This is a genomic window from Rhodococcus sp. GQ147 (assembly GCF_059759155.1).
In genome coordinates, this window is the sequence record NZ_JCAXDU010000018.1 from 16,742 (window position 1) to 36,383 (window position 19,642).

General features: G+C 68.7%; 16 protein-coding genes. 6 read left to right on the forward strand and 10 right to left on the reverse strand.

What is annotated here, in order from left to right; all coding sequences use genetic code 11:
* Window positions 1-199: 199 nt before the first annotated feature.
* A complete protein-coding gene (locus AC6CID_RS19255) occupies window positions 200-721 on the forward strand; it encodes a PH domain-containing protein (RefSeq protein WP_006554537.1) in 522 nt (173 codons plus the stop codon).
* 139 nt (window positions 722-860) lie between these two features.
* Window positions 861-2,702 (forward strand): dihydroxy-acid dehydratase, encoded by a 1,842-nt coding sequence (ilvD, locus tag AC6CID_RS19260; protein ID WP_024101385.1) that lies wholly within the window; start codon window positions 861-863, stop codon window positions 2,700-2,702.
* Window positions 2,703-2,780: 78 nt separating this feature from the next.
* On the opposite strand, the gene AC6CID_RS19265 is transcribed toward ilvD, so the two are convergent.
* Window positions 2,781-3,539 (reverse strand): DoxX family protein, encoded by a 759-nt coding sequence (locus AC6CID_RS19265; protein WP_019288387.1) that lies wholly within the window; start codon window positions 3,537-3,539, stop codon window positions 2,781-2,783.
* 77 nt (window positions 3,540-3,616) lie between these two features.
* Between AC6CID_RS19265 and AC6CID_RS19270 the strand changes: the two genes are divergently transcribed.
* Window positions 3,617-4,762, forward strand: a complete 1,146-nt coding sequence (locus AC6CID_RS19270; RefSeq protein WP_059380771.1) for a PQQ-dependent sugar dehydrogenase — start codon at window positions 3,617-3,619, stop codon at window positions 4,760-4,762.
* On the opposite strand, the gene AC6CID_RS19275 is transcribed toward AC6CID_RS19270, so the two are convergent.
* The 5 genes from AC6CID_RS19275 to AC6CID_RS19295 all read right to left on the reverse strand — a co-directional run bounded on the left by AC6CID_RS19275 (window position 4,763) and on the right by AC6CID_RS19295 (window position 10,532).
* Entirely contained in the window at window positions 4,763-5,968 is a 1,206-nt protein-coding gene (locus AC6CID_RS19275; protein ID WP_064061620.1) for a cation:proton antiporter, read from the reverse strand.
* A 25-nt stretch (window positions 5,969-5,993) separates the two neighbouring features.
* Window positions 5,994-7,502 carry an Asp-tRNA(Asn)/Glu-tRNA(Gln) amidotransferase subunit GatB gene (gatB, locus tag AC6CID_RS19280; protein WP_006554542.1) on the reverse strand — a complete coding sequence of 503 codons (1,509 nt, stop codon included), beginning with the start codon at window positions 7,500-7,502 and terminating at the stop codon, window positions 5,994-5,996.
* 42 nt (window positions 7,503-7,544) lie between these two features.
* Window positions 7,545-8,573 (reverse strand): 6-phosphofructokinase, encoded by a 1,029-nt coding sequence (locus tag AC6CID_RS19285; protein ID WP_024101390.1) that lies wholly within the window; start codon window positions 8,571-8,573, stop codon window positions 7,545-7,547.
* Between the two features lie 103 nt (window positions 8,574-8,676).
* The gene (locus AC6CID_RS19290; RefSeq protein ID WP_006554544.1) at window positions 8,677-9,354 is read right to left on the reverse strand and encodes a response regulator; all 678 of its coding nucleotides are present in this window, start codon (window positions 9,352-9,354) and stop codon (window positions 8,677-8,679) included.
* Window positions 9,355-9,365: 11 nt separating this feature from the next.
* On the reverse strand, window positions 9,366-10,532 hold the full coding sequence (locus AC6CID_RS19295; protein ID WP_371746966.1) for a sensor histidine kinase: 1,167 nt from the start codon (window positions 10,530-10,532) through the stop codon (window positions 9,366-9,368).
* 167 nt (window positions 10,533-10,699) lie between these two features.
* On the opposite strand from AC6CID_RS19295, the gene AC6CID_RS19300 reads away from it, so the two are divergent.
* Together AC6CID_RS19300 and AC6CID_RS19305 are read left to right on the forward strand one after the other, a co-directional pair.
* Window positions 10,700-11,311 (forward strand): hypothetical protein, encoded by a 612-nt coding sequence (locus AC6CID_RS19300; RefSeq protein ID WP_064061618.1) that lies wholly within the window; start codon window positions 10,700-10,702, stop codon window positions 11,309-11,311.
* Window positions 11,308-12,588 (forward strand): alpha/beta-hydrolase family protein, encoded by a 1,281-nt coding sequence (locus AC6CID_RS19305; RefSeq protein ID WP_200358253.1) that lies wholly within the window; start codon window positions 11,308-11,310, stop codon window positions 12,586-12,588. The genes AC6CID_RS19300 and AC6CID_RS19305 overlap by 4 nt, the downstream gene beginning before the upstream one ends.
* 84 nt (window positions 12,589-12,672) lie before the next feature.
* Here the strand turns inward: AC6CID_RS19305 and gatA are convergent, their stop codons facing one another.
* Both gatA and gatC read right to left on the reverse strand, forming a co-directional pair.
* Entirely contained in the window at window positions 12,673-14,148 is a 1,476-nt protein-coding gene (gene gatA, locus AC6CID_RS19310; protein WP_006554548.1) for an Asp-tRNA(Asn)/Glu-tRNA(Gln) amidotransferase subunit GatA, read from the reverse strand.
* Window positions 14,145-14,444 (reverse strand): Asp-tRNA(Asn)/Glu-tRNA(Gln) amidotransferase subunit GatC, encoded by a 300-nt coding sequence (gene gatC, locus AC6CID_RS19315; protein ID WP_006554549.1) that lies wholly within the window; start codon window positions 14,442-14,444, stop codon window positions 14,145-14,147. Before gatC ends, gatA begins: the two co-directional genes overlap by 4 nt.
* 366 nt (window positions 14,445-14,810) lie before the next feature.
* On the opposite strand from gatC, the gene AC6CID_RS19320 reads away from it, so the two are divergent.
* Window positions 14,811-15,461 (forward strand): ACT domain-containing protein, encoded by a 651-nt coding sequence (locus AC6CID_RS19320; RefSeq protein WP_006554550.1) that lies wholly within the window; start codon window positions 14,811-14,813, stop codon window positions 15,459-15,461.
* Between the two features lie 36 nt (window positions 15,462-15,497).
* Here AC6CID_RS19320 and AC6CID_RS19325 read toward each other — a convergent pair whose 3' ends face one another.
* Entirely contained in the window at window positions 15,498-17,981 is a 2,484-nt protein-coding gene (locus AC6CID_RS19325) for a LuxR C-terminal-related transcriptional regulator (RefSeq protein WP_248846293.1), read from the reverse strand.
* A gap of 226 nt (window positions 17,982-18,207) precedes the next feature.
* Window positions 18,208-19,587, reverse strand: coding sequence for a glutamate decarboxylase (gene gad, locus AC6CID_RS19330; protein WP_064061623.1), 1,380 nt, complete (start codon window positions 19,585-19,587; stop codon window positions 18,208-18,210).
* Window positions 19,588-19,642: the final 55 nt, after the last annotated feature.

A 19,642-nucleotide genomic window follows, 5' to 3' on the forward strand; every position in this document is an offset into this window, starting at 1 on the left:
TGGCGCGTCGTGGGCGAGTTGCGAAATGCGGCTCAGGCGACGACGCGCCGGCCGATTACGAGCAACCCATTCTGATTCACGCGCTCGACGGTAGGCGCATGGTGTCCAGACAGTCAACTTGGTGCGGTCCACTGTCCCAGAATGTGAGATGCCGCGGCTGCAGTGCGAAGATGTAGAGGTGTCATCTTCCCAGCAGCCCGTGCCACCGCCCCCATCATCCCACACGCCCGATTCGACGACGCAGGTCATCCAGATCTCGCGACTGTCCTTCCTCGCGTGCGCTCTGCTGTTCCTCGCCCTCGCCTCCCCCGCGCTGGCGTGGCCGGAGGCCTTCGCATGGACGCTGATCATCCCGTTCCTCGTCGCCGCCTGGGTCGTGCGGGTACGCACCGTCGTCGGCCCCGAGGGCATCGTCGCGCGAGCGACCTTCAAGACGACGAACCTGAAGTGGGACGAACTCGACGGCCTCCGGTTCCCGAAGCGGGGCTGGGCCCGCGCACGGCTCACCGACGGCAGCGAGGTCGCACTGCCGGTCGTCACCTTCGGCCGGCTGCCGCAGCTGTCGGAGGCCAGCGGAGGCCGCATCACCGATCCGTACGCGGCCGCACAGCTCGCCGAGGAGAAGGCATACCGCGAGAAGGCGGCCGCCGAAGCCGGTCCGGATGCCGAAACCACCGACGACGCAGTCACCGTCGAGAAGAAGGGGGACCGCTCCTCCTGATCCTCGCGACCGGATGCGAATAGAGGCATCCGGAAGCACGCGAGTAGATTCGTCGGTGCCGTTGCCCGGATCCGCCCAGCCCGGCGCCCGGACGCGGCCCGGCCGATTGCGCACCAGCCACCGTCAAGGAAGTCAGCCCATGCCCCCGTTGAGGTCACGCACCACCACCGTCGGACGAAACGCCGCGGGAGCGCGCTCCCTGTGGCGCGCCACCGGCCTGACCGATTCCGACTTCGGCAAGCCGATCGTCGCCATCGCGAACTCCTACACGCAGTTCGTACCCGGTCACGTCCACCTCAAGGACGTCGGTGAGATCGTCGCGAAGGCCGTGCGCGAAGCGGGCGGCGTGGCGCGCGAGTTCCACACCATCGCAGTCGACGACGGCATCGCCATGGGCCACGGCGGCATGCTCTACTCGCTGCCGAGCCGCGAGATCATCGCCGACTCCGTCGAATACATGGTCAACGCGCACACCGCCGATGCACTGGTGTGCATCTCGAACTGCGACAAGATCACCCCGGGCATGCTCAATGCCGCGATGCGCCTGAACATCCCGACGGTCTTCGTCTCCGGTGGTCCGATGGAGGCCGGCAAGGCGGTCGTCGTCAACGGTGTCGCGCAGGCCCCCACCGACCTCATCACCGCCATCTCGGCCTCCGCCAGCGAGGCCGTCGACGACGCGGGACTCGACGAGGTCGAGCGCAGCGCGTGCCCGACCTGCGGTTCGTGCTCGGGCATGTTCACCGCCAACTCGATGAACTGCCTCACCGAGGCTCTCGGTCTCGCGCTGCCCGGCAACGGTTCGACCCTCGCCACCCACGAGGCGCGACGCGCACTGTTCGAGACCGCCGGCCGGACGATCGTCGAGGCCGCCCTGCGCTACTACCGCGACGACGACGAGTCGGTGCTTCCGCGCAACATCGCCACCCCGGCCGCCTTCCGCAACGCAATGGCGCTCGACGTCGCCATGGGTGGTTCCACCAACACCGTGCTGCACACCCTCGCCGCCGCGCAGGAGGGTGAGGTCGACTTCGATCTCACCACCATCGATGAGATCAGCCGCCGGGTGCCCTGCCTGGCGAAGGTCTCCCCGAACTCCGACTACCACATGGAGGACGTGCACCGCGCCGGCGGAATCCCCGCCATCCTCGGCGAGCTGCGCCGCGGTGGTCTGCTCGAGACCGACGTCTCCACGGTCCACACGAAGAGCTTCGACGAGTGGCTCGACACCTGGGACATCCGTTCCGGCAAGGCGTCCGAGACGGCCCTCGAACTGTTCCACGCCGCACCGGGCGGTGTGCGCACCACCGAACCGTTCTCGACGGACAACCGCTGGTCGTCGCTCGACACCGATGCCGCGAACGGTTGCATCCGCGACATCGAGCACGCCTACACCGTCGAGGGCGGCTTGTGCGTGCTGCGCGGCAATCTCGCACCGGACGGCGCGATCCTCAAGACCGCCGGTATCGACGAGGATCTGTTCCACTTCGAGGGCCCCGCCTACGTCGTCGAGTCGCAGGAGGAGGCCGTCTCGGTCATCCTCGGCAAGAAGATCAAGGCCGGCGACGTCGTCGTCGTCCGCTACGAGGGCCCGGCCGGCGGCCCCGGCATGCAGGAGATGCTGCACCCGACCTCCTTCCTCAAGGGCATCGGTCTGGGCAAGGTGTGTGCCCTGATCACCGACGGTCGCTTCTCGGGCGGCACCTCCGGTCTGTCCATCGGGCACGTCTCCCCCGAGGCCGCGTCCGGTGGTGTGATCGGCCTGATCGAGCAGGGCGACCGGATCCGCATCGACGTCGCGACCCGCACCCTCGAGGTGCTCGTCGAGGACGAGGTGCTCGCGGATCGTCGCGCGAAGATGGAGGCCTCCGAGCGTCCGTGGCAGCCCGTCGACCGTGAGCGCACGGTCTCGAAGGCACTGCGCGCCTACGCCGCTCTGGCGACCTCCGCCGACAAGGGTGCCGTCCGGCGCGTGCCGTAACACTTCACGACAGCAGGAACGAGGGCCCCGCGATCATCCCGATCGCGGGGCCCTCGCCTGGTGTCCGTCCTTCGTATGTCAGCGTCCGAAGATCCACAGGCACACGCCGGCCGCCACACCCATCAGCAGCACGACGAACGAGCCCAGGAACGGACGCGTCGCCCAGCCGCGTCGTCCGTCGATCGCGATGCGTCCCGGTCCGGTGAGGGTGATCGTCACCGCGCAGGCGACGAGAAGGGCCTCGAACTCGAAGCCCGACGATTCGGCGGCGAAGAACTGGACGCCCGGCTCGAGTTCGTGTTTGAACAGCACCGCGTTGACCATGATGGCCACGATCGCAGCAGCGGCGAACGGAGTGAGCAGACCCAGGACGAGCAGTCCTCCGGCCGCGATCTCACCGACCGCGCCGACGATCGCGAGCACGGCGGGCTGCTGGTACCCCGCGTCGCGCAGCAACGACTCGAAACCGTCGAGACCCGGGCCGTTCCACAGACCCACCAGCTTCTGCAGTCCGTGTGCGACGAGGATCGCCCCGACCGCCGCGCGCAGGACGAACAATCCGAGGTCGAGCGTCCCGCGACGCACCTTCGGGGTCTGCTCGCCGACTGCCACCGCGCCGCCCGCATCCGCACCGAATACCGGCTCCGGCCGGTACATCTGCTCGGTGGGAGCGGCGTAGGCGTCGGTGCCGAGGGGCGTTCCCCCGGCCCCGAAGTCGTCGTCCGATCCGAGATACGACTCGCGTGGTCGGTGCATCTCGAGTGTGTGCTCGTCGGGCTGGTTTCCGTAGGAACTCGAACCCGCGTCCGGTATGCCACCGTTCTTGTTGTCGGCCACGCTCCCAGCCTAGGCCCGTGACTGCCCCCACACCCGGCATCCGCGGGTGCGCGCGTCGTGCCGGTAACGTTTGCGGCATGACACGGGGTACGCGGTGGACGGGTTCGTGGGGCGTACGTGCGGCAGCGGCGGCGCTCGCCGTCGGAGTCCTCGCCGTCCCGTCCTGCGCCCGCTTCGACGACTCCGCATCGAGCCCGTTCACTCCCGAACCCACCTTCGATCCGGGACCGGGCGTCGGGCCCCAGGACCCCACCGAGACGACCACGCCGAGCGCCTCCCCCAAGCCTCCGGGGCCGTGTGTCGATCCCGACCCGTCCGTGATCGCGACCTGCCTCGACGTCACCGGCGGCCTGGTGACGATGCCCGACGGCAACTCCGCGCTCGTCACCGAGCGCCGGACGGGTCGGATACTGCAGGTCGCGCCGGAGACCGAGCCGGTGGAGATCGCGACGATCCCGGTCGACGGATCCGGGGACGGTGGGCTCCTGGACGTGGCACTCTCCCCCACCTTCGCCGAGGACCGACTGCTCTACGCCTACATCACCACGGCCTCGGACAACCGCGTGGTCCGCATCGCCGCGGGCGACACTCCCAAGGACGTGCTGACGGGAATCCCGCGCGGCGCGACGGGCAATTCCGGCGCCATCGAATTCGTCTCCCCCACCGAGCTCGCCGTCCTGACTGGCGACGCCGGAAACGCAGCGGCCGCAAACGATCCGAACGTCCTGTCCGGCAAGCTCCTGAACCTGCCGCTCCCGGCACCCGGCGCAGCACCCACTCCCTCGGTGATGCTGTCGGGGATCGGCACCGCGGGCGATGTGTGCCGCGATCCGAACGGCAACCTGTGGATCACCGACCGCACTCCCCTCGAGGACCGGCTCCAACGGGTCGGGGTCGACGGCTCGACCGGCACCGGCCCGGCCTGGACGTGGCCCGAGCGGCCCGGTGTCGCCGGGTGCGCGGCGGCTCCCGACGGGATCGCGATCTCGCTCACCGACGCGAAGGCCGTCGCGGTCGTCGCTACCGATCCGGGGACCGGCGCGGTCACGGCGTCCCCCGTCCTCGCGGCGGAGGACCGCTACGGCATGCTGCGCGGCGCCTCTTCGTCGCCCGACGGCCTGCTGTGGGTCTCGACGGTCAACAAGTCCGGCGCCGAACCGGGACCGAACGACGACCGCGTCATCCGCATCCAGTTCCCGGCCGGTGGCGGCGGATTCGACTGATCATGCCCGCCCCGGTGTCTGCGCCGCAGCGGGGTGGTGGAGCAGCCCCGCGAGCATCGGGAGGACGAGGACGGTGACGGCGCCCGCCGCCACGAGGATCGACGCGCTCGCGTTCGTCATCTGATCGGCACTCACCGCGACGCCGGTGACCGCGACGATCAGTGGCAGACCCGTAGTGGAGTACAGGGCGATCTGCAGTTGTTCGGCGGTTCCGAACATGCGGTTGCCGGTCTCGTCGCGTTCGAGGCGCGATGCGACGAACACCGGTACACCCCTCACCAGGACGAGCAGTCCGAGGAATGCCAGCAGGATGCCCGGGGCACTCGCAACGGCACCGACGTCGATCGCCATGCCCGAGGTGACGAAGAAGATCGGGATGAGGAAGCCGTATCCGAGGCCGTCGAGCTTCTTCTCGAGCCGCTCGTCGCCCGCCGGGATCGTGCGGCGCAGGATGAAGCCGGCCGCGAAGGCCCCGAGAATGATGTCGAGATCGAAGACGGCGGCGACGGCGATGAGTCCGACGAGCAGCAACATTGTCAGGCGCACCGGGATCTGGGCGGTGGTGTCGGAGCCGAGCCGGACGAACTGGGTGAACCGTGAGCCCTCCCCCAGGATCCAGGTCGGCAGCACGGCGACGGCGACGGCCACGACCGCGAACGCCAGCAGGACGATCAGCGAGCCGAGTGCGCCGCGCGCACCGAGCAGGGTTGCCATGGCCACAACGGGCAGCAGTTCTCCGAACGCACCGTGATTGAGCACCGACCGTCCGAGTGGGGTCGCGACGAGCCCGCGGTCGGCGAGGATCGGCAGGAGCGTCCCCAACGCTGTGGATGTCAGGGCGATCGCCACGGCAATCTCGGCGTGCACCTGGCCGACCGCTCCCAGGGCGGCGACGGTACCGAGCGCCAACAGCATGCACACGCACCAGGTGAGCATCGCGCGGCGCCCACCCCGCCCGCGCAACTCGGCGGGGTCGATCTCGTATCCGGCGAGCAGGAAGAGCATCCCCAGGCCGAGTTCGCGCAGGATGCCGATCTCGCTGCCCGTCTCCGCGAGGTCGAACGCGTAGGGGCCGATGAGGACACCGGCCACCAGCAGCAGCACGACCTCGGGCACCAGCCGACGCGGGACGGCGCCGGCGATCAGCGGTGCCAGCACCGCCGCGACGGCGATCCAGAACAGCGAGGTGGCGACAGCAGCGTCCATGCGCCGCTACTCTAGCCGCGCAAGATCAACTGCACGCAGCGATGACGAGTTCCTTCACGCGCGCCGGATCGGCCTGTCCGCGAGTGGCCTTCATGACGTCGCCGACGATCTTGCCGGCCGCCTGGACCTTGCCGGAGCGGATCTTGTCGGCGATGTCGGGGTTGGCGGCCAGCGCGGCGTCGACCGCGGCCTGCAGCGCCGAATCGTCGCGCACGACCTCGAGACCGCGAGCGGCGACCACCTCGTCGGGCTCGCCCTCACCGGCGAGCACACCGTCGACGACCTGACGGGCCAGCTTGTTCGTCAGCTTGCCGTCGGCCACCAGCGCGATGACGCGGGCGACCTGTTCGGGTGTGATAGGCAGTTCGGCGAGTTCGACACCGCGGGTGTTGGCCTGCTGGGCCAGGTAGGCGACCCACCACGAGCGGGCCTCCGAGGCGGGGGCGCCGGCCTCGGTGGTCGCGATGACGAGGTCGAGCGCTCCGGCGTTGACGAGGTCGCGCATCTCCTCGTCGGAGACACCCCAGTCGGCCTGGATGCGGGCGCGGCGCAGCCACGGCAGCTCGGGCAGCGTCGCGCGCAGCTCTTCGACCCAGGCGGCGTCGGGCGCGATCGGCTCGAGGTCGGGCTCCGGGAAGTAGCGGTAGTCCTCGGCGGTCTCCTTGCGGCGACCGGGCGAGGTGGTGCCGTCGGCCTCCTGGAAGTGCCGGGTCTCCTGGATCACCTCACCACCGGAGACCAGTACGGCCGCCTGGCGCCGCATCTCGTAGCGCACGGCCACCTCGACGGACTTGAGAGAGTTGACGTTCTTCGTCTCGGTGCGGGTACCGAACTCCTTCGCGCCGATGGGCATCAGCGAGATGTTCGCGTCGCACCGCATCGAACCCTGGTCCATGCGGACGTCGGAGACGTCGAGTGCCTCGAGCAGGTCGCGCAGGGCGGTGACGTAGGCGCGGGCGACCTCGGGGGCGCGCTCGCCGGCACCGACGATCGGCTTGGTGACGATCTCGACGAGCGGCACACCGGCGCGGTTGTAGTCGAGCAGCGAGTGGCTCGCACCGTGGATGCGACCGGTGGCGCCACCGACGTGCAGCGACTTGCCGGTGTCCTCCTCCATGTGCGCGCGCTCGATGTCGACCCGCCAGGTGGTGCCGTCATCGAGTACGACATCGAGATATCCGTCGGTGGCGATCGGCTCGTCGTACTGCGAAATCTGGTAGTTCTTCGGCTGATCCGGGTAGAAGTAGTTCTTACGCGCGAAGCGACCCCACGGGGTGATCGAGCAGTTCAGCGCGAGGCCGATGCGGATCGCGGACTCGACCGCGGCCTGGTTGACGACGGGCAGCGCCCCCGGCAGACCGAGGCAGACCGGACACACCTGCGTGTTGGGCTCGGCGCCGAAGGTGGTCGGGCAGCCGCAGAACATCTTGGTGGCGGTGTGCAGCTCGACGTGCACCTCCATGCCCATCACGGGCTCGAACTTCGCGAGCACGTCGTCGTAGGCGAGCAGGTCAGCGGACACGGAGGCAGTCATGGTGTCGATTTTAGACGGCGCCGACAGTGCCGACGCGCCGCCTCACCCGAACAGGATCCGCATCTCCTGATAGCGCTCGTCGGGCACGTACTTCGGTTCGGCGAGCTCGTCGAAATCGACCCGAGCGATGTCGGTGCCGTGCAGCGCGACCATGCGCCCCCAATCCTCCTCGGCGACGAGATCGGTCACCGCCATGCCGAGTCGCGTGGCGAGCACCCGGTCGAATGCCGTGGGGACACCGCCCCGTTGGATGTGACCGAGCACCGTCGCGCGGGCCTCGACGCCGGTGTGCTTCTCGATGAGCGGCGCGAGCACCTCCGCGATACCGCCGAGACGCGGCCGGTCGAATCCGTCGAGCCCCTTGGTGGAGTACGCCTCCTCCATCTCGGGCAGTGTGAAGCCCTCAGCGACGACAACCATCGGCGAACGCCCGCGGTCGCGGACGCTGGTCACCCACTCGCAGATCTGTTCGAGGCTCTCGGGGTGTTCGGGGATGAGGATGGCGTGTGCACCACCGGCAGTACCCGCGTGCAATGCGATCCATCCGGCGTGCCGGCCCATGACCTCGAGCACCATGCACCGCTTGTGGGAGTTGCCGGTGGTGCGGAGACGGTCGATCGCCACCGTCGCGATCTCGACGGCCGTGTCGAAACCGAAGGTGTAGTCGGTGTGGCTGAGGTCGTTGTCGATCGTCTTCGGCACACCGACGATGCGGATCCCTTCACCGAACAGTCGCTTCGAGGCGGCAGCGGTGCCCTCTCCCCCGATGGCGATCACCGCGTCGATCCCGAGGCGGCCGAGGGTCTTCTGGATGTTCTGTGCCCCACCGTCGGGTCCCTGGTACGGACCGAACCGGCTCGTGCCGAGGATCGTGCCACCCTGCTGGGCGAGACCGCGAACACGGCTGCGGTCCAACGGGATCACATCGCCCTCGACGAGACCGCGCCAGCCGTCGAGGAATCCGACGAACTCCTGTCCGTGGACCTCGGTGCCCTTGAGCACCGCACCGCGGATGACCGCGTTGAGCCCGGGGCAGTCCCCGCCACTGGTGAGAATTCCGATCCTCGTCACGCACTACCTCCCGTCGCATGGTTCCGTACCGCACGGACCGATACCGCCCGGACCGCTGCTGCATTGCCATCCTGCCCGTTCACCGGCGCGACGGCAGCCCGATTCAGCCGGGTGTGACGAGACCGGACTCGTAGGCGAGCACCACGGCCTGTGCCCGGTCGCGCAGGTGCAGTTTTGCGAGAACCTTGCCGACGTGGGTCTTCACGGTCTGCTCGGCGACGAACAATCGTTCTGCGATCTCGGTGTTCGACAGGCCGTGTGCGATCAGTTCCAGCACCTCGAGTTCGCGCGGGGTCAGCGGATCGAGGACACGGTCGCGCCCTCTCGCCGGCCCGCGCCGGCTGGTGACGTCGGCGATGAGGCGACGGGTGACGGTCGGCGCGAGCAGTGCCTGACCATCGGCGACCACCCTCACGGCCCGCACGAGTTCGTCGGCGGGGGCGTCCTTGAGCAGAAACCCGCTTGCCCCCATCCCGAGCGACTCGTAGACGTAGTCGTCGAGGTCGAAGGTGGTGAGCATGAGCACCTTCGACCGCGGCTCACGGGTGTCGGCAAGGATGTGCCGCGCCGCGTCGAGACCGTTCATCTCGGGCATGCGCACGTCCATGAGGACGACGTCGGGCCGCAGTCGCGCGACCTCCGAGACAGCCGCTCGACCGTCGGGGGCATCGCCGACGACGCTGATGTCGGGCTGGGCTCCGAGCAGTGCTCCGAAGCCCTGCCGGACCATTGCCTGGTCGTCGGCGATGAACACGGTGATGGGAGGGTGCGGTTCGGTCATCGGCACCCACCTTAGGCCCCGGTCAGCACCGGGAGAACCGCTCGGACCTCGAATCCGCCGCCGGGGCGGGGATGGGCGACGAGTTGCCCGCCCACGACGGACGCACGTTCGACCATGCCGAGGATTCCGTTGCCGCCGCTGCGGTCCGACTGCCGAACGGTGGTGTCGACCTGACCGGGCGAGGCCGGCCCGTTGGTCACCTCCACCGTGACGGTCGCCGGCTCCCACTGCAGTCGTGCGGACACGCGGGCGCCGGGTGCGTGCCGGGCCGCGTTCGCCAGGGACTCTTGCAGGATCCGGTAGACGGTGAGTCCGACACTGTCGGAGACGGGTGCGGGGACGCCGACCGTCTCCGTCTCGAGCGCCATCCCGGCTCGGCGGGAGGACTCGAACAGCTCACCGATGCGGTCGATGTCGGGCTGCGGTTCGTGTTCGGGGAGCTGCCCGTCGCTGCGGAGTACTCCGAGCAGGGTGCGGACCTCGTTCAGCGCCTCCCGTGCGGTCGCACCGAGGGCGTCGAACTCGGCGCGCACGTCGTCGTTCACGTCCGGGAGCCGGTAGGGCGCGCTCTGCGCCTGCACGACGATCATCGACATGTGATGGGCAACGATGTCGTGGAGGTCGCGTGCGATGTGGGCCTTCTCCTCGAGGATGGCGCGCCGTGCACGTTCGAGCTCGCTGGCTTCCTCCTGCTGGGCGAGTTGCCGTCGGGAGATCACCAGCCAGCGCACCAACAGCCCGAACACCATCAGGGCGCTGATCCCGATCCCCCAGCCCCAGCCGTCGCTGCCGGGGACGAAGGCCGCGAAGAGCAGAACCGTCGAGACCCAGACGACGAGGACGATCCGGATCTCCTCGCGGATCGCCACGGCGAACACCAGCGCGAGCATCACCATGATGTGCACGACCTGCCACGGATAGTCGTAGCCGGGGACCAGGTCGAACGCTATCGGGATGACGAGTCCCGCCGCCGCGGCCACCGCCCACCCGAGCGCCGGCCGGACGAGCACGAGGAGGAACGGGAACACCGCCATCCCCGAGATCAGCGGCAACAGGGGTGGGGAGACGTCGTGGGTCAGGGGCAGCGTCGGCCACGCGATCGCATAGAGGATCAACGTCACGGTGACCACGGTGATGACGCTCCACCGTCCCCGGCCCAGGCGTCCCGCGGTTCTCACGCCGGACTTCGCAAGCTCTTTCACCTCACCCACGCTAGGAGCCGGGGTCTCGACTGTCCTCATACCTGGGGGTGAGATCCGCATAGCTCTGCGGGTGGTGTCGGCCTCCTCGAGATCGCTCCGTCGCGGGGTCCGGTGCAGGGCTGCGCGTTCCTAGCGTCACCGGCATGACAGTGAGATCCGCAGCGGTCCGAGTCGCGTCGGTCGCCTTCCTCGCCACCGCAGCATATGCCGCCGTGCCGGGGGCGCTCGCCCACTCCGCCGCGCCCCCGACGGAGGACGCCGCGGCCGCAGCGACGGTGACGGCGCTCGTCGCCGACGACGCGGAGGGAGCACTGTCGTCCCTGCCGGCCGATTTCACCGCCGTGATGGGGTATGCGCCGATCGTCGAACAGTGGGCGGACGGGACGACGGTGCTCGCCGACCCCGAAGGTGACTGCTCTGCCCCGGTGCCGCTGCCGGCGGCGTTCGAATCGGCATGCCGGGTGCACGATCTCGGGTACGACCTCCTGCGGTACGCCCACACCACCGGTGGCGAGCTGGGCACCGGTGCCCGCCGCGACCTCGACGGTCTGTTCGCACGGCATCTCGACACCGTCTGCCGTTCCGAACCCGGCATCCCCTCCTGCACGCCGATCGCAGGGATTTCTTCTGCAGCAGTCGAATTCAACTCGTGGCGACAGGGTCACCGGACACCTGTCGCGGAATCGCCGTGGGCCCTGGCCGTCGCTGCGGGCTCGGTCGCTCTGGGCTTCACGGCACGAAAGGTACGGCGATGACGATCCTCATGGTGGTTCTCGCGACGGTGATCTCCCTCGCCCCTCCCCTGCTGCCGCGACAGTCGGTCGTGCAGGGCGTCGTCACAGGGGTGTTCGTCCTGGTCGCGCTGGCCGTTCTCCGTCTCGTCGTGACCGCGAGGCGGCGGACCGGTCGGGCTCCGCGGCCGGCGAGACCGGAACTGCGTGTGCCCGTCGCGCTCGTCGGCGGATCCGTCGTGCTGGTCACGGCCGCCGGTGCGCATCGGTGGCAGAACGGTCTGCGGGAGGCGATGGCGGTCCCGGCGCTGGATGTGCGCTGGTGGCTGGAGGCACTGGCAGTCGCGATCGTGGTCGTCGCGGCGCTGCTCGCCCTTCCGCGCCTCGTGCACCTCCTGTCGCGACGCGGGGTGGCGGTGGCCGTCGCCGCGACGCTGGGAATCGGCGCCACGGTTGGGATCGGCACCACGGCGGCCTTCTCACCCGGAGGGGCGGTCGACACGGTCGCCTCCCCCACCGCGCTCTCGGCGGGATTGTCGGGTGGCGTGGGATCGGCGGTGTTGTGGAACCGGTTGGGTCGAGAGGGGCAGAAGTTCGTGTCCCTGCCCTCCGAGGGGTCAACGATCCGGATCTACATACCGTTGTCGGCCGCGCCGGATCCGTCTGCGCGCGCCGAGTTCGCGGTGGACGAACTCCGCCGGGCGAGAGCCTTCGACCGACCGCATCTCGTGGTGGCCGTGCCGACCGGCTCGGGCTGGGTCGATGCCGCTGCGGTTCGCGGCTTCGAGGACCGGTGGGGCGACGATGTCGCCATCGTCGCCCAGCAGTACTCGGACATGCCGAGCTGGGTGACCTTCGTCCTCGATCGCGGTGCTGCGGAGGAGGAGGCCCGCGCGCTCGTCACCGCCTTGCGGGCGCACCTGTCCACGCTGCCCGACGAGCGACGCCCCGCCCTGCACGTCTACGGGCAGTCTCTGGGAGCGTCCGGCGCGAGCGCCGTCTTCGACGACGAACCGGAGCCGTGTGCACTGTTCCTCGCGGGGCCACCCGCGGGGGTCCGCACCGCCGGTGCGAGTGTCCGGGCGAACACCTCCGACCCGGTGGTGTGGTGGCGGCCGTCGCTGCTGTGGTCGCCGCCCGATCTGTCGCATGCGCGCGCCGATGCCCCGACCCCGCCGTGGCTGCCGGTGGTGTCGTTCGTGAACACAACGGTGGACCTGCTCACCTCGCTCGAGGCGGCACCCGGTCACGGTCATCGCTACGGCGACGATCAGGCGCGGTGCACCTCCGCCGACGGGTAGATCGCGCCCACACGGATCGGCGTCCGGATACACCGCGACCCGCCGGCCGACGAACGGCACGACGGGTCGTGGTGTGGGAAAGGATCAGGCGACGATGGGTCCTCGTGCCGCCTCGAAGGCCGCACCCACGCGGTACAGGCGCTCGTCGGCCAGGGCCGGGGCCATGATCTGCAGACCGACGGGGAGACCGTCGTCCGCCGAGAGGCCGGACGGCACCGACATCGCGCAGTGCCCCGCGAGGTTGGTCGGGAGCGTGCACAGGTCGGACAGGTACATCGCCAGCGGATCGTCGACCTTCTCGCCGAGCTTCCACGGCGTGAACGGGCTCGTGGGCGAGACCAGCACGTCGACCTGCTCGTAGGCCTTGTCGAAGTCCTGCGCGATGAGGCTCCGGACTTTGAGTGCCTGACCGTAGTAGGCCTCGTAGTAGCCGGAGGACAGCGCGTAGGTGCCGATCATGATGCGGCGCTTGACCTCCTTGCCGAAACCGGCGGCGCGGGTCGCGGCCATGACCTGCTCGGCACTCATCGTGCCGTCGTCGACGCGCATACCGTACCGCATCGCGTCGAAGCGGGCCAGGTTGGAGGAGACCTCCGACGGCAGGATCAGGTAGTACGAGGCGAGCGCGTACTCGAAGTGCGGGCACGAGACCTCGACGACCTCCGCGCCGAGCTTCGTGAGCGTCTCGACCGCCGCATCGAACGACGAGAGCACGCCGGGCTGGTAGCTGTCGGAGTGCAGCTCCTTGACCACGCCGACCTTCAGGCCCTTCAGGTCGCCGGCCGCACCCTGGCGCGCCGCCTCCACGACGGGACGCACGGGGGCGTTCACCGACGTCGAGTCGCGCGGGTCGTGCCCGGCGATGACCTCGTGCAGCAGCGCCGTGTCGAGGACGGTGCGGCCGCAGGGACCACCCTGGTCGAGCGACGACGCACAGGCGACGAGGCCGTACCGAGAGACCGTGCCGTAGGTGGGCTTGGTGCCAACGGTGGCGGTGACAGCGGCGGGCTGGCGGATCGAGCCACCGGTGTCGGTGCCGATCGCGAGGGGAGCTTGATACGACGCGAGCGCCGCAGCGGAACCGCCACCCGAGCCACCCGGGATACGGCTGGTGTCCCACGGGTTGCGGGTGGGGCCGTAGGCCGAGTTCTCGGTGGACGAACCCATCGCGAACTCGTCCATGTTGGTCTTGCCGAGGATGGGGATCCCGGCCTCGCGCAGCTTCGTGGTGAGCGTCGCGTCGTAGGGCGAGACCCAGCCCTCGAGGATCTTCGAACCGCACGTGGTGGGCATGTCCGTGGTGGTGAACACGTCCTTGAGCGCGAGCGGCACACCGGCGAGCGCCGAGGCCGGTTTCTCGCCCGCGGCGACGGCACGGTCGACCTCGTCCGCGGCGGCGAGCGCCTGCTCGGAGGCGACGTGCAGGAAGGCGTTGTACTCGCCGTCGACCTCGGCGATGCGATCGAGGTGGGCCTGGGTGACCTCCACCGACGACAGTTCGCCGGCATGGATCTTCGACGCCAGAGTCGCGGCGTCGAGGCGTGTCGTATCCGTGCTCATTCGCCCTCTCCCAGGATCTGCGGGACCGAGAAGCGATCCTCCTCGACGGCCGGCGCACCGGAGAGCGCCTGCTCGGGTGTGAGACCGGGGACGACGACGTCGGGTCGCGTCACGTTGGTGACGGCGTTCGGGTTCGCCATGGGAGCCACATCGTCCGCGGCCACCTCCGACACCGCCTTGACGTGGTTGAGGATCGAATCCAACTGACCGGCGAACTCGTCGAGTTCGGCATCGGTCAGCGCAAGCCGGGACAACCGGGCGAGATGCGCGACCTCGTCACGGGAGATGGCAGGCACCGTGAATGGCCCCTTTCCGATGGAGAGTGAACGTCCTGTCCAGGGTAATGCGTCCTGGAAGCGACGGCGCACGCGGTTCGGCGACATCACTCGTCGCCCGGTCGGCGTCGCGTCCCGTCCGCCGATGTTGCAAGCTTCGCAACGCTGTGTTGCGTTCGTGTGACATGCACCGTCGCGACCGGGGATTATCGATGGGGTCGGCATAATTTCGGATCTGCGCCGTCCCGGACGCCGGCGCCGAGGTGCAAGGATGTGGTCTGCCAGAGGTCGACACGGGCCCCTGGGCCGGCACTCGGATGCCGGCGCACCACGAGCCGTCGATGTGGCGTTCGTCGACGGCAGGAAACCGACTGGGAAAGGACTCACGTGTCGTACCTCTTGCGTGTCAGGCTCCCCGATCGTCCCGGTAGCCTCGGCTCGCTCGCCCTGGCGCTCGGTTCGGTCGGCGCCGACATCCTGTCGCTCGACGTCGTCGAACGCGGCACGGACTTCGCGATCGACGATCTCGTCGTCGACGTCGAGCCGGGCAAGCTCCCCGACACGCTCCTCACCGCGGCCGAGGCCCTGCCCGGTGTGACGGTCGACTCGATCCGTCCCTACGCCGGAATCCTCGACACCCATCGCGAACTCGAACTGATCGATCACGTCGCCGCCGCCCGCGACGACCGCATCCAGATCCTCGTCGACGGTGCTCCCCGGGTGCTCCGCGTGGGTTGGGCGACCGTGCTCGGAGTCGGCCCGAACGGCATCTTCCGCCTCGCGGGGAGCCCGGGTTCGCCGGAGACCCACCTCGACGGCGTCCCCTGGATGCCGCTCGCCGAGGCCACCCTGCTCGACCACGACGGTGAGTGGGTGCCGCAGCTCTGGCGCGACATGGACACGATGCTCGCGGCCGCTCCCCTCGGCTCGCCCGAACGTGTCCTCGTCCTCGGCCGCCCCGGCGGACCGGAGTTCCGTCCGTCCGAGATCGCACGCATCGGTTACTTCGCGGGCATCGTCGGCACCGTCCTCCGATAGTCCCCGGGGTTCCGGTCGTAGCTTCGGGAAAGGGTCTCAGCCGACGACGAGCCTGTGTGCCTGCGCGATCGCTTCCTCACGCGAATGCACGCCCAGTTTCCGGTAGAGGGAACGCAATTGGGTCTTGACGGTGTTGAGGGTGACGAACTGTTCCTTGGCGATCGTGCCCGCCGTGCCGCCGGCGAGCAATGCGTCGAGGACCGCGCGCTCGCGTGGGGTCAGCCGTACGACGACACGGATCTCGCGGAAGATGCCGTACTCGGCCATCGCCGGGTCGAGATCGATCGGCAGGTCGACCCCGAGCGACAGGATGTCGCGCACGGCCGAGGGCGGGACTCCGACGAACGGCCGTGTCACCCCGGCATGTTCCGCCAGCACCACGGCCCGCTGGAGATGCCGTCGCGCATCGGTGCGGCGACCGAGTCTCAGAGACGCCACCGATCCGATCAGGGCGAGTTCCGCACCGACGGCCGGACAGTGCTCACGGGCGGCATCCCCACGATGCACGATCACCTCCGCGCCTCCGGGATCGCCGCCGAGCAGACGCAATCGCGCACGGGCCGGAGCCGTGAGGGGGTGCGTCGAGCTGTCGACCAGCTCGCACGCCGCGCGGGCCTCGCCGAGCGCGAGGTGCAGGTCGGCACGCGCGGCATCGACCAACACCGCGGAGATACCGGTGAGGCGATGGGAGAAGTGCTGAAGTTCCGAATCGATGTACAGCAGGCCGTCGGCGGGCACACCGCTCAGCAGCGCCAGTCGCCCCCGCGCGTACATGACGGCCGCCCACAACTCTTCCGTGTGGCGGAGAGTGCCGAGTTCGGAGAGCGCGCGGAAGGCCGTGCCGGTGTCGAGCCTGTCGAGGGCCACGAGCGCGGTGGCGACCAGGCCCGCCGTACGGATGAGGGCCTCGGCCTCTCCCATGATCGGCGGATGCCGGAGCTCCTCCTCGATCCACCGGGTCGCCTCGTGGGTCCGGCCCCGGAGGGCTTCGAGGAGCGCGAGTTTGCCCGCGGCCTCTCGCTCGACGAACACACCGCGACCCGCCGTGTGGGCACGGCGCAGCATCGTTCCGGCATCGGTGGTGCGTCCGCCGAGGAGGTAGACGGTGCCGAAGTTGAGGTATTTCAGTCCGTGGGCGTGCCGGGTCGTGTCGTCCAGCGTCTCGAAATTCGGCACGGGTTCGGTGGCCAGGCCGTCGCACACTTCCATCGCCTCGTCGTAGGCACCCTGCATCCGGAGACTTCCGAGGCGAAGGATCGTTTCGAAGGATCGAGGGAAGGCCCACTGTTCCGGCTCTCCCGCCTTGTTCCGGGCACAGGTGATCGTCCGCAGCGACGCGACGGTGCGATCGTTGGTCGTCATGTCGTCGGGGAGCAGCTCGAGCAGCACGATCCCCAGGGAGCGGAGCGATCCGCTTCCGTACAGCGCCACCCAGTTCTTCTCGACGATGTCGATCGCGCATCGCCAGTCGCGCCGCTCCACGGCATGTTCGAGGGCGATGTCCGGACGCGAGCGCTGCAACCAGTAGTCGATGAGAGCCGACCGCGCATCCCGCAGCTCCTTCGGGTATTCGGCGCTGCCCACCCGCAGGAGTGATCTGTGGACGACCTCGGGATAGCGCCAGGCGGTCTCGCCGTCCGTGGAGTCCTCGTCCGTCGAGCAGGCCTCGATCAGTCCCGACTCGGTCAGCGCGGTGAGGAAGGCGTCGCTGTCGTCGATGTGCGGTAGAGCCGAAATCGACGACTCCGTCACCGTGTTGGGTGCGGCGGAGACGAGGACCGAGCGGGAGGACAGTGCCAGTGAGGGATCCGCGGCCACGACATGCATGACGACGAGATCGACGGTCGAGTCGACCAGGACGTCGAGGGCGTCGGTGCCGTAGACCCGATCCGGCTTCTCGGCACGCAGCGTCGCACACACCGCCGCGACGAATGCGGCGAATCCTTCGGTGCGGCGGGTGATCCACTCGATGGTGCGTTGGTCCCGCGCAAGTCCGAAGAGCCGGCACAGTGCAGCGGTCTCGTCCACGGTGAACGCCAGGTCGTCGTCGCCGACGATCGTCCTGTGCGGGTGTCCGTCGACAAGTTCGGCCCACGAGCCTGCGGCCCTGCTGGTGACCACCATCCGCACCTGCGGCCCGAGCCGCAGCAACTGCCCGACCCGGTCTTCGATCGCTTCGACCGACCGGACACCGTCGAGCACGAACATCACGGGCCGGGGGTGCCGGACCAGTATCGAACACAACGAGTCGAAGGAGCCTTCCGCCGCAACGGGTTCGTCGACTCCGAGGGAGGTGCACAGCGACGATGCCACCGTCGCCCAGTAGGTCTCGGGTGTGACGTCGTGCGCGGGTTCGGGAATCACCACCGGCGCCCACTCGGGACACGGGTCGGTCGCCAGCCACGTGTCGACGAGGGTCGTCTTGCCGGAGAAGGGGCCACCGAGGATCACGGCGAGTTCGGAATGCGCGGACAGAACGGAGAACAATCGGCGACGGGACAAAGGCAGTGTTCTCGGCACGTCCACTATCCCTTTCGCATCCGGGCAGCATCGCCCTCGAAACGGACTCACAGGTATGTGCAAATATTAGCAGCCGGCGGGGGAAATGACGGATTTCGCCGGAACTCCGATCGCGCGCCAGGAATCACATCGAAGTAACTCCGCACCTCCATTCACACGGTCCACGAACGGATTTCACGTCGGCGGGGGAGAAACTCGGTGAGCTTCTCCCCCGCTGCGACTTCGTTCAGTGTGCGAATGCCTGGTCGGTGTGGCCGCGACCGACACCCTCGCGGAGATATCCGACTACATCGGCGATGTCTTCACCGAGCTTGTGGGCGATGTCCCGGCTGAACCCCTCGCGAAGCACGATTCGCAGAACCGCGACGTCCTCCGCGTCGGCCGGCATCGTGTAGGCCGGAACCTGGAATCCGCGGGCCCGCAATTCGTGGGAGATGTCGAACACCGTGAAGCCGGGGTCGCCCGTCACCTCGAAGGAGATGACCGGGATGGCGGAGCCGTCCGTGATGATCGCCATGTTCTCGATCTCGGAGATCTGCTTCGACAGCATGAGCGCGGTGTCGCGCAGGGTCTCCATGATCTGCGTGTACCCGGCGACACCGAGCCGGATGAAGTTGTAGTACTGGCCGATGACCTGGTTACCAGGACGCGAGAAGTTGAGCGTGAACGTCGGCATGTCGCCACCGAGGTAGTTGACCCGGAAGACCAGGTCCTCGGGCAGATGTTCCTTCGAGCGCCAGACGACGAAACCGATACCCGGATAGGTCATGCCGTACTTGTGACCACTGACGTTGATGGACACGACCCGCGGCACACGGAAGTCCCATTCGAGGTCCGGATGGAGGAAGGGCACCACGAAGCCACCGGAGGCGGCGTCGACGTGCAACGGGACGTCGGGACCGCCGGAGGCCGCGAGCTCGTCGAGCGCGGCGGCGATCTCCGCCACCGGCTCGAGTTCACCGGTGAAGGTGGTGCCGAGGATCGCGACGACGCCGATGGTGTTCTCGTCGACCGCTTCACGGACCTGCTCGGGGGTGATGGCGTAACGGCCGGGCTCCATCGGCAGGTACTTCGGCTCGACGTCGAAGTAGCGGCAGAACTTCTCCCACACCACCTGCACGTTGCTGCCGAGCACCAGGTTCGGCTTCGACGCGTCCTTGCCGGCGGCCCTACGGGCCTCACGCCAGCGCCACTTGAGCGCGAGACCGCCGAGCATGACGGCCTCGGACGAACCGATCGTCGAGACGCCGGTGGCCGACGACGGATCGGCCGGATCGAGGTTCTCGGCGTGGAACAGGGCCGCGACCATGTTGACGCAGCGGGTCTCGATCTCCGCCGTGGCCGGATACTCGTCCTTGTCGATCATGTTCTTGTCGAACGTCTCGGCCATGAGACGACCCGCCTGCGGATCCATCCACGTGGTGACGAAGGTCGCCAGGTTGAGCCGCGAGCTGCCGTCGAGCATCAGCTCGTCGTGTATGAACTGGTACGTCGCCTCCGGATCGGTCTCCGACTTGGGAAGTCGCAGAGCAGGAATCGGGTCGGTACCGAGTCTGCCGGTGAAGGCAGGTGCGAGTGTCTCGGCTGGAGCATTGGACTCTGACATGGTTTCCTCCATTTCCCGCATCGAACACTCGTCGATCCGGTGACTTCAGGACATA